We start from the raw sequence: 13,262 nt of genomic DNA on the forward strand, positions 1-13,262 counted from the left end.
ATCATGAAAAAAATCTTATTTCTGTTTTTAATCATCTTTTTAATCTTACCAATTTCTTTTGCTGATTCAAGTCTGGAAGATGCATTAAATACAACAGATACAAATATTGTTTTAAATGAGGATACCTATTTCAAAAGCAATGCTGATGCGGTTAAAATCTCAAGAGACGTTAATATTACTGGTCAGGGAATTGACAGGACAATAATTGACGGATGTCAAACACAAATACTGTCTATAAAAAATTTCAATGTTGTAATTTCAAATCTGACTTTTATGAATGCTGATTTTGACAGTTTCGGAGGAGCTATTGCAAATGAGGGTAAATTAACACTTCAAAATGTAAGATTTGTCAATAACACGGCCTACAATTGCGGTGCCATTGACAATACCGGTAAATTAAAGGTAATCAACTGTGAATTTATAGATAACTCAGCATACGGAAGGGATGCCGGAGCCTTATCAAACATCGGTGAGGCAACAATCGAAAACTCCACATTTATTTCAAACATTGCATACAGAAATGCAGGTGCTATCAAAAGCCAGGGAGAAAAACTGACTGTTCGCAATTCAGTATTTATAGCCAATAAGGCAGTGGGGGATGATTCTTACGGTGGAGCTTTCTATACATGGGCTTCAAAAAGCATAATTGAAAACTGTGTTTTTATAGATAACTATGCTGCCAATTTCGGAGGAGCAATATTTTCATATGGCGGTCAGGCCAACTGGTGTGAGTTAAGCGTAACGGGTTCTTATTTTTCCAATAACTCTGCAGGAGATTTGGGAGGAATCTATGCAAGCAGATCAAGCTTTATCATGAATTACTCTAAAATACTGGACACTCCAACAAGTCTGATTCACAACTACGAAGAGGATATCAACTATAACTGGTGGGGTGAAAACAATCCTGATTGGGATAGTGTATTGACAGATTCCAGCTATGAACCTGATGTTTATGCTGTTTTAGACTTAAAAAATGAGTCAAATCATTTCTATGTAGATTTATACTGGAACGGTACTTCTGAAAATGCGCTGATTTCAAACATGACTGGTAGTATTGCAGTTGTTAACGGAAGCGTTTTGGAAAGTAACTTCACATTGAAAAAGGGTAAATATGACTTCGTTGTCTTGAATGCAACAGATGACATGATTGTTAATGTGACTGTTGATAAACAGCTTTTAACCAATGCAGTTGATCCGATAAAAGAAAGTGTTTTAACCGCAAGCAATGTCACGATGTATTATCATGACGGTACACGTTACAGGGTGGTATTGACTGATGTTGATGGAAATCCGCTTTCAGATGAAAAGTTAACGATAATATTAAATGATGTTGAATACTCAAGAAAAACCGATGCAAACGGATCAGCATCTCTTGCTTTAAACCTTGATAGTGGAAAATATTTGGCTCAGGTAATATTTAATTCAACAGACTATAAACCAAGCTATTTGGAAAATGAAATAGTTATTAAGCCAACAATTGTGGCTAATGATGTCGTAAAAGTATTCAGAAACAACACGCAGTATTATGCTGCAGCATACGGATTTGATGGAAAGCCATTGGCCGATGGTGAAATGCTCACATTCAATATCAATGGGGTAATGTATAACAGAAAAGTTACAAATGGTGTGGCACGGTTGAATCTGAATCTGGAACAGGGCAATTACATTCTTACTGCACTTAATCCGGTAACCCGTGAAAGCGTTGCAAGCAATATCACGATACTTCCTAAAATAGCTCAGAATAAGGATGTCGTAAAATATTATCGAAATGCAACTCAATATTGGGTGTTATTGATTGGAGATGATGGAAATCCTGTTGGTGCCGGTGAAAATGTAACATTTAACATCAATGGAGTATTTTACACTCGCCAGACTAATGCAACCGGTTGGGCAAAGCTAAATTTAAACCTGCAGACCGGAGACTATATAATCACTGCTGAATATGGCGGATGTAGGGTAGCTAATAATATTACCATAAAGTCTGTTTTATCCGCAAGCGATATTTCAATGTCATATCGTGATGGAACACAGTTTAAGGCAACATTACTTGATGGTCAAGGAAAACTTTTCAGCGGTCAGAATATAGTATTTAATGTAAATGGTGTGTTTTATACTCGCCAAACTGATAATAATGGGGTTGCCAAGTTAAATATTAATCTACAGCCTGGAAAATATATTATCACCTCGACTTATGATGAGTTAAATATCGCAAATACAATAACTATTTCTTAAGAGAATATTCTTATTCTCTTTTTATTTTTTTGCTCATTATGGTTATATTATCATATCAATAAAAACAATTTTAATCTTGTTTTTTTAATAAATAATCTAAAAATAACTTTTTTTTAACTTAATTTTATTTATGTAATCTTTATATGACTTTTTTAAATTAATTTCATAACTATTAAATATAATTTTTAATATAAATTATAGTGTTATGAAAATATTTTCATTTCGTATTTCTAAAATTTTTTTTAAGATGGAGGAAAATGTAATATGTCGTTAAAATCTAGAAAGCACGTAATACTTATATTTTTAGTATTGTTGATGCTTATAATTGTTCCAACATCATTTGCAAGCGATGTAAATGATGATGGTTATGTGGCTACATCTGCTGAGGATAGCATTATTGCAACTTCGGTGGATAGCGTGAACGATACTCTTTCTGTGAGTGAAGATTCAAAAGATGTTTTGGGAGGAGCAAATGATTTTGTTACTACTCCTGATCCAGATGCTGTTAATCCGTATACTCCTGGAGAGAGTCAAAGTATTAAAGTAACTACTACGAGAGATCCATATTTTAATTCAGATTATATTGAATCTGGTGCATCTTTACAGTATTATGCTTCAATAAATGGGCATAATGTGCCTACTGGAAATACAATTAATAGTGGATCTCAGACAAATTATTTTAATTTTGATTTGGCTAACATAGATGCTTCTTATTTCAATCAAGGTGAAAATACCATAACTTTTGAGGTAGATACTAGTGCTCAAATATTTTCATATTATGGATATGGGCATACATTTAAACCTTTAACTGTGATGGTTGGAGGAGCTTCTACACCTGATTTTGAACTAACTCCTAATCCTGATACTGTTAGTTATACAACAGGAACTAGTCAAAGTATAACTGTTAATTATGTAAAAAGTGATCAATATAATACTTATAATCCTAGTTCTAAAACTCGATATTTATATGCAAATGTAAATGGTAATGTTATTAATGAGTTTGGTGGATTTTCAAGATCTGTAAATACTTTCTCTTCTGTTTCATTTGATTTAAAAGAAATCGATGCAAGATATTGGAATGATGGTGCTAATACTGTAAACTTCTATATTGATGAGACTGGATTGGATACTCAAGGTTTAACAACTCTTTATCATCCGTTAACTGTAAATGTTGTAAAAAGTTCTCAGCCAATAGATCCTGAGTTAACTGTATATCCTGACACTTTGGATTTAACTGTAGGTGTTGATACAGGTAATATTTATCCTAGTTATAATCCTAGTACTTTAACTCCTGCGTATAGTTCTAGTGATGATACTGTTGCTACTGTAGATACTAATGGTCTTGTTACTCCTGTCGGTGCAGGTACTGCTACTATTACTGTATCTGTTGGTGATGGAACTACATATGCTATCAGTACTAAAGATGTTGAAGTAACTGTTAGTGCAGCTCCTGCACCTAGTTATGATTATGTGACTACTCCTAGTCCTTCTTCAGTTAGTTATACTAAAGATACTGATAGTTTGATTGAGGTAACAGCTGATTATGACCAATGGGGTGATTTGGCTGGTTATGGTGATCATATTCAAGTTTTCCTTGATGGTGATGAAGAAAATAAAATTTTTACAACATCAATTGATGCTGGTGAGAGAACATTTAATTTTAATTTAAGGGAAATTTCTGATTTATTGACTGCTGGAAAACATAATATTACTTTCCATCCTGCACTTGATGTTTTAGCTGCTTATCCTAATTTTTATACTAATAATTTATTTAACAATTTATCTGTTGATGTAATTAGTTCAGAGCCGGTTGATTCTGATTTATCTGTCAGTCCTGAAACTATGGATTTGAAAGTTGGTGAAACTGGTACTATTACTGCTACTCCTACTCCGGATACTTTAACTCCTAGTTATGATACTAATGACAGCAGTGTTGCTACTGTTGATGCAAATGGTGTTGTAACCGCTCAGGGTGTCGGTGTTGCCAATATTACTGTAAGTGTTGGTGATGGTACAACTTATAAAATAACTAGAAAAAATGTAACTGTAACTGTAACTAAAAAAGAGATTACTGGTGATTATTATGTTTCTGACAGCACTGGTAATGATGATAATGACGGAAAAACTAGAGAAACTGCATTTAAAACAATTCCTAAAGCAGCAGGTCTTGCTACAGATGGTCAAACCATTGTTATTTTAGAAGGAACTTATAACACTAATCAAATTTCTGTATCTGGTAAAGGTTTAACTTTCATCGGCGATGGTGAAGTTATTATTACTCGAGCAGGTAATGTATTCAGTTTAGGTGGTACATCTACACATAATTTAATCGGATTAACAATTAAAGATTGTAGCATATCATCCGCTTATACGTCTGTTGTACAAACAAGTAGTAAAAATACAAATTTAAATATAATTAATTGTTCTTTCATAGGTAATTCTGCAGGTTCTATAGTAAAAGGACAAGGCAATACTATAATTACAGGTACTAATTTCATTAATAATGTAGCAATTGGTACTATGGCTACGGCTAAAGGAATTATAGACTGTTATGCTGCTGCTAATAGTGGTTATACTTTTAAAATAAATTATTGTAATTTCATAGATAATACATACTCTTCAAGTGGAGTACTTGTTTATTCTAATGGAATTGATGGAATTGATTTGAATTACAATTTCTGGGGTTCAAATGGTGGTGCTCCAAGCAATGTCGCAACAGTTGGTAAATATACATTAGATAATCATGTTATTGTTACTGCAACTACTGAAACTACACCTATTTCAATAAATGGTGAATCCAATATTATTGTTAATTTCAAATTAAATGATAATTCCGATTTAACAGGCGGATACATGCCTAATTTAACTGTAACTGCTATACCTACACAATCATTAGGTAGTGTTAATCCTTCTTCAGTAGTCATTAGTAAAAATAATGGTCAAACAACTTTCACTGCTTTTACTACAGAAGGCACTGAAACAGTAAATTTAAATTACGATACTAATACACTAGCTTCTACATCTGTTACCATTCAGGAAATAGATGACGGTAGCAAATATTATGTTGACCAAGCATATACTGGTGAAAGTGAAGGTTCTAAGGATAAACCGTTCAAAAACATCCAGGATGCATTAGATAAAGGTCAAGATAAACCTATTATTGTAATTGGAAATGATAATCCATATTCAGTAAGTTCAACTTATACATTTAATAATATTGTAAATATTACTGGTCGTGGAAATGTTGTTTTAACAAGAACAGGTAATGGTCCGTTATTTGATAAAGTAGGTTGGGATTATGATGGTTATTATCCTTTCGATATTACTTTGAAAAATGTAATTATTGAGGGTATTACTTCATCTTCAAGTATTATTCATTATAAAGGTACAGCAACTAGGATTATGACCTTAACAATGGAAAACTGTACTGTTAGAAACAATAACGGAAATAAAATAGTTCATGCTGAAGGATATTTCAACTTAAATATTACGGACACTAACTTTATTGAAAACACAGCAACTTACTTAATCCGTACTGAACAAGATGGTCCTGGCCAGATTGCTGTTAATTATAATAATTTCATGGGAAATACTGTAGAAAGTTATTATGTTAATATCCAAGGTTCTCCAACAAGTTTCGATTTAAACTATAACTTCTGGGGTAACAATAGTGGTGTTCCTATAGATGGTGAAGGTTATCCAATGATTACTGGTGCACATGTGCCTGATAAATGGGTAATTGTCGATGCTTCAATTGAAACACCAACATATGCTAATAAGGATAATACTGTAACTTTAGAATTCAAATTAAATGAAGGCAATATTGCTAGGTCAATGCCTGCAGCTACTTTTGATTTGGTTGCAGATAATGGTGATGTTAGTCCAACTGTCACTTTAACCAATAATATTGGAACTGCAACTTACTCAACTTCCAAAGAAGGTGCAGATAAAATTACGGTAAGTGCATTTGGAAATGAAGTGACTACTTTGGAATTCACTGTTGAAGAAGATCCAACAGGTAAATTGTATGTTAATAAATCATACACTGGTGGAGATAGTGATGGTTCTAAAGCTAAACCTTATACTACAATTACAGTTGCTTTAAATGATGCTAAAACTAAAGATGCGAATCAAATTATTGTATATGATGGTATTTACGATGATTTGTCTTCAAGCAATTATTTCATGAATAAAGATTTGGCTATAATTGGAAGAGGGGACAATGTTGTAATTAAAGACTTGAAACAAATTAATATGTATACGTCAGTAAGTTATAATAATAATTATTATGACTTGAATATTTCCAATATTAAATTCACAGGAAGTTCTTCAGCTTCAAACGGAATATTTTATGATACTGGAACTAGTGGTGACATAAAAAATATTAGATTAGTTAACTGTACTTTTACAGATATTAATGCTAAATCATTGATTTATGTAAATAGGCATAATATAGTACTTGAAAAGGTTAGTATTGTTGATTCCAAATTCACTGCATCCACTTCAACTAGTGGTGCTATATATTTGGGAAATTCTAATCCTACATTAAGCGTAACTTATTCTAATTTTGTAAATAATGACCTTGGTAAATATTTAATTTATTCATTATCTTCAAAAGTTAATGATGCGAATAATAACTTCTGGGGAAGCAATGAAAAACCTAACAGTGATTTAATAAGTAATTATGTTTTAAATAAAGTAAATAATTGGGTAGTTATCAATGCAACAATTGATAATGAAACAATTAACAAAGACAATAATTACAATCTAAACTTCAAATTCCAATCAACAACTGATGGAACTACTTACACAGATTTAGCTGACTCAATGCCTACAATCACTTTTGATTTGGCTTCTGCTTTAGGAAACACCTTAGGTGCATCAACTATTACAATGGTTGATAATCAAGCAAGTCCTGTTTCTTATGCTGCTGTAAACAATGGTCCGGAAACAATTGGTATTACTCACACTGCTGATGTTACCAGTTTGGAATTCATTGTCCGTCCTGATACAGTCGTAATTGAAGTGGATAATCTTGAAATGACCTATGGTGAAGATAATACTTTAACTGCTAAAATTAAAGATAGTCAAGGAAATACTATTGCAGTTCCTGTGGCTGTTAATATTGATGGTGATGCTAAAGACAATAAATCTTCAGGTACTGATGGTATAATCACTTTCGATGATTTAAAAACTTGGACTGCTAACAATTATACAATTACTCTTACAGTCAGCACTGCTGATTATAAAGGTAGTAAGTCTGTAAATGTTAATATTTCCAAAGCTACTCCTGCTTTTACTGTGGTTGATTCATTAGCTTTATTTGTTGGTGATACTTCTGATATTGTTCCTGGTGATGTGATTCCTGATGGTGCTATTTTTGAGTATGTAAGTAATGATACTGGTGTTGTTAGTGTTAGTGGTAATGCTGTCTCTGCTGTTAAAGAGGGTGTTGCTAATATTACTGTTACATTAAAAGAATCTGATAATTATAATTCTTTAGCTAAAAATATCACTGTTTCTGTTTCTAAAAAAGAGGTTACTATTAGTGCTGATGATATTACTATGAGTTATGGTGAAGATAGGACTTTGACTGCTACTGTTACTTATGGTGGTGAAAATGTTGAGGTTCCTGTTGCTGTTAAGATTAATGATGATGTAAAAGATAATAAGACTTCTACTGGTGGTCAAATTACTTTTGATGATTTAAACACTTGGAATGTTAATACTTATGCTATTAATCTTACTGTAAACACTAATGAGTATAAAGGTAATAAAATTGTTACTGTTACTATTGGTAAAGCTACTCCTAGTTTTACTGTGGTTGATTCATTAGCTTTATTTGTTGGTGATACTCTTACTGTAATTCCTGGTGATGTAACTCCTGCTGATGCTACTTTTGAATATGCAAGTAATGACACTAGTGTTGTTAGTGTTGGAAATATTGCTGAAAAAGAAGGTGTTGCAAATATTACTGTTACATTAAAAGAATCTGACAATTATAACTCTTTAAGTAAAAATATCATTGTTACTGTTTCTAAAAAATCCACTAATATCAATATTGTTAATCCAGCCATATCTTTAAATGTTGGTGAAAGTCAAGATACTGGTGCTTCTTTAGATCCTGCAGAAGCAGGTGATTTAAAATATGTTTCAAGTAATCCTGATGTTGCTATATATAATGAAACTACTGGTAAAATTTATGCTAAAGCTAAAGGTACAGCAAATATTACAGTGTCATTTGATGGTGATTATAAATATGCTGCAGCAACCAGCAGAAATATTACCATTTCTGTTGCTTTAGTTCCAACTAATGTAACTGCAGATAGCATATCTCTAGATTATAATCAGACCAAACAAATTGAAAATGTAATTACTAATCCTAGTGGCCTTGAAGTAACATATGAAAGTTTAAATACTGGCATTGCTACTGTGGATAGTGAAGGTTATGTAACTGGTGTAAAATCTGGTTCTACTAAAATTGTCATTAAAACTAAAGAAGATGGAATTCATGGTGTAAACTCAACGACTATTGATGTAACAGTTAATAAACTTCCAACTGAAATTATTGCTGATCAAACTCCTGTTGATTTAAAAGTTTCAGAAGAAAAAGTAATTGATGCTAGGTTAAATGTTACTGATGTACATGCAGGTAAACTCAAATTCACTTCTAGTGATGTAAATGTTGCAACTGTTGATGAAAATGGTAAAGTGACTGCAAAAGCTGAAGGTAGTGCTATCATTACTATTTCATATCCAGAAGACGATTATTTCGAAGCATCTGCTGATAAAATTATAGAAGTATCTGTTGCTAAGAAAGTGGTTGATATTAATGCTGAGGATATTGTCATGAATTATGGTGACGTTAACACATTAACTGCAACTGTTACCTATGACAGCTCAACTGTTGAAGTTCCTGTCGCTATAAAAATTAATGATGAAAAAGAATATAATAATACTTCCATCGATGGTCAAATTACCATACTTAACTTAAAAACATGGAATGTAGGAAATTACACTATTAATCTTACTGTAAACACTAATCAATATAAAGGTAATAAGATTGTTAATGTAAAAGTTAATAAGGCTACTCCTGAGTTTACTGTTGAGGCTGTTGGTGTTGTTTATAATGAGTCTGGTGTTATTGCTCCGGTTATTGTTGTTGGTCCTGATAGTCCTGTGTTTGGTTATGTGAGTTGTGATGTTGGTGTTGTTGGTGTTGATGCTAGTGGTGTTGTGACTGGTGTTGGTGCTGGTGTTGCTAATGTTACTGTTATTTTGGCTGAGTCTGATAATTTTGTTGAGCTTAAGAAGAATGTTACTGTGACTGTTGCTAAGGCTACTCCTGATTTCACTGTCAAAGATATTGCAGTAAATGTCGGTGAAACTAAAGATATTGTAATTTCAGATATTGTTTCAGATGCAAATCCTATCTTTACTAATGTAAGTAATGATGATGCTATTGCTACTGTTTTAAATGGTGTCGTTAAAGGTGAAAGTGAAGGTGTGGTTAACATTACTGTTACTTTAGCTGAATCTGCTAATTATAATAGTTTATCTAAGAATTTCACTGTAACTGTTTCTAAAATAGCCACTGCTATTAGTATTGATAATCCAACTGCTGATTTAGTTGTTGGTGAGAAAAAGTCAACTGGCGCTTCTTTAGATCCGGCTGAAGCAGGTAATTTAACTTATAATTCTAGTGATGATTCTGTTGTTGTTGTTGAGAATGGTTTGATTGTTGCTAAAGGTGAAGGTTCTGCAGTTATTACTGTTTCATTTGATGGTAATGTTAAGTATGCTGCTGCTGTAAATAAAACCATTAATGTTAATGTAAAAGAAATAAGTAATGTAATATTTGTTTCTAATTCAACAGGTAGCGATACTTCTGGTGATGGATCTGAAAGTGCTCCTTATGCTACAATTACAGAAGCATTAAAACACGTAACTGATACTAGAAATGAAATTATTGTATTGGAAGGTTCATATGATACTACTTCTCCTTACCAAATCACTAAAGATGTTGCTATTGTTGGTAGGGGAGTTGTCTCTTTAACCGGAAATACTAAAGGCAAATTATTTGAAGTATATGGAAGTGTATTTAATTTATCAAATGTAATCATTGAAAACCTTAAAATCCATCAACCTACATCTGATTTAAGAGGTAATGGATTTGCTATCTGGTCATATGATACTAAAGCATCCGTAACAATTGATAACTGTACTTTCAAAAACAATACTGGAACAAGATCAGGTACTCAAGCTACCCGTATGATTGCTATTAATAATGGTGACTTAACTATTACTCACACTAATATTATAGATAATACTGCAACAAACTTAATTTTCGTTGATAAAGGAACCTGGATAATGAATTATAACAATATAGTTAATAATAATCCAGAAGCAAACTTATTGGTATCCGGTAAGAATTTAGCTGGTGGAAATGTTAACTATAACTTCTGGGGTACAGAAGAAAAACCTGATGTAGGAAATTCACCTGAATTAACTAATTGGGTTGTTGTTGATGCATCAATTAATAATGAAACTGTAAATGTTGAAAATAATTACACTTTAGCATTTGAATTCAAATCAACTACTGATGGAACTACTTTAACTGAGTTAAGTGATGTAATGCCTACTATCAGCTTTGATCTAACTTCCGATTTAGGAAATGCTTTAGGCAATTCAACCATTACAATGATTAACAATAAGGCTACTACCACTTACACTGCAACCAATGCAGGTAATGAAGTTATTAATGTTAGTTATGGTGATGTTGTAGCTGATTTAACCTTCAAAGTTCTTCCTAAAGGACCACTCTATATAATCACTCCTTCTCCTAACAGTACTGAGTACTTTGTTGGAAAAGATTGTATTATTGAGTTAACAGCTGAGTTTGATAATTTGGACTTCGATGCATATTCAGTTCTTGCTTTATATGTAAATGGTGTAAAAATAGATGATTTGGATGATTATCAATCATGGGATAAATCATTTACCGTTAACTTAAACGAGCTTGTTTACACTTTCGTTGCAGGACATAATTACACTGTTGTATTCCGTCCTAATGATTATTCATTGAAAGAAGCAGGTATTACTGTAGATGATTGTGTATTCAATGAATTGACCGTAATTGCAAAACAATATGTTATTGACACTAATTTAACTGTTAATCCGACTGAATTGGATTTAACTGTTGGTGATAATGCTACTATTGTTGCTAATGTTACTCCTGTTGCAGCAGGCCCTGCTAAATTTAGTTCAAGCAACAAGTCTGTTGTGACCGTTGATGCAAACGGTGTTGTAAAAGCAATTGGCGCAGGTAGTGCTGTAATTACTGTTACTGCCGGTGACGGTGTATATTACACCATTAATGAAACTAATGTTACTGTAACTGTAAGCAAAAAAACTACATCAATCATAGGTAATGATAAAGACGGAAAAGAAATGGATGTTGGTAAGACCACTTACTGGAATGTATTCTTAGATCCTAAAGAAGCAGGTAATTTAACATTTGACATTGCTGATTCTTCAATCATTAAAATTGAAAATGGTCAAATTACTAGTTTAAAAGCAGGTAATACTACTGTTAATGCTTCATTTGCAGGTAATGATGAATACGAAGCCGTATCATTAATTATTCCTGTAACCGTTAACATGGCTGATGTAACAATATATGTCAATCCTACAACTAAAGATATTGAAATTGGTGAAAACTACACTATTACTGCTTATGTAACTCCTTCATCTGCTGGTAATCCTACTTTCAAATCCAATAATGAATCTGTTGCAACTGTTGATGCTGACGGTAAAGTTACTGGTGTAAGTAAGGGTACTGCTATCATTACTGTTACTGCTGGTGATGGTGTAAACTACGCTAAAAAATCAGTAAATGTAACTATTAATGTTGAAGAGCCATGGGTAAATCCATACTACTATGTATCTACTCCAAATATTACTGAAATGACATATGTCATTGGTAAAGATGGTATTATTGCTGTTACTGCAGATTATAAATTAGGATGGATTGAAGCACTTGATGGTGAACCTATGTATGTTTACATTGACGGTACTCAAAACTATCAACGTGAACAAATTGATGGTGTAAAAGCAAATGCTACTTCATTTATCTTTAACTTAAAAGATTTATGGAATATTGAATTGGATGCAGGTATTCATGAAGTATTCTTCGGTCCGGATATCCAAAAATTAACTGTTGCACTTTACAATGGTGATAACTACACATTCACTAAAGTTACTGTAAATGTCACTGAAGAACCTGTAGTTATTAATACTACTATTACTGTTGATCCTGCTTCTTTAGAGTTGACTGTTGGTGATAATGCTACTATTAATGCTACTTTGACTCCTGCTGAGGCTGGTGTACCTGTATTCACTTCTAGTGATGATAGTGTTGTTAAGGTTGATGCTGATGGTAAGGTAACTGCTGTTGGTGCTGGTAATGCTACTATTACTGTTTCATTTGCTGGTAATGAGCAGTATGCTGCTGCTGAAAATGTTACTGTAAATGTTACTGTTAAAGAACAACCTGTTCCACCTAAAGAAAATGCAACTATTAGTATTGACGCTCCTGCAATCACTGAAGGTGAAAATGCTACTGTTACTGTAACTTTACCTGAAGATGCTACTGGTACTATTACTGTCGGTAATGAGGTTGCTGATGTTATAAATGGTACTGCTAGTGTTGTTTTAACTAATTTACCTGTTGGAAACAATACTGTTCCTGTTGTTTACTCTGGTGATGACAAGTATAACCCAATTGAAACTAGTGTTAATGTTACTGTGGATGAAAAACCTGTTCCTCCTAAGGAAAATCTAACAATCAGTGCAGTTGCTGATCCGATTATTGTTGGTGAGAATGCTACTATTGTTGTTAGTGGTTTGAAAGATGCTACTGGTAATGTTTCTGCTAAAGTTGGTAATGGAGTTTACATTGCTCCTATTATTGACGGTGTTGCTACTATTACTGTTCCTGGTTTAGTTGAAAATGCTACTGCAGATATCTC

2 protein-coding genes are annotated in these 13,262 nt (G+C 32.8%); both read left to right on the forward strand.

Annotated features, from left to right (window positions below; genetic code table 11):
- Nucleotides 1–3 precede the first annotated feature (3 nt).
- Entirely contained in the window at nt 4–2,232 is a 2,229-nt protein-coding gene (locus ACKI44_RS07930) for a hypothetical protein (protein ID WP_407423238.1), read from the forward strand.
- 264 nt (nt 2,233–2,496) lie between these two features.
- Nucleotides 2,497–13,262, forward strand: a 10,766-nt coding sequence (locus tag ACKI44_RS07935; RefSeq protein WP_407423240.1) for an Ig-like domain-containing protein, incomplete at its 3' end; no start/stop codon positions are given.

Source organism: Methanobrevibacter sp., assembly GCF_045646205.1.
Lineage (GTDB): Archaea > Methanobacteriota > Methanobacteria > Methanobacteriales > Methanobacteriaceae > Methanocatella.

What these genes read in the sequence shown, in the direction of transcription:
- ACKI44_RS07930 (WP_407423238.1), top strand. Translation starts at nt 4, where the DNA reads ATGAAAAAAATCTTATTTCTGTTTTTAATCATCTTTTTAATCTTACCA.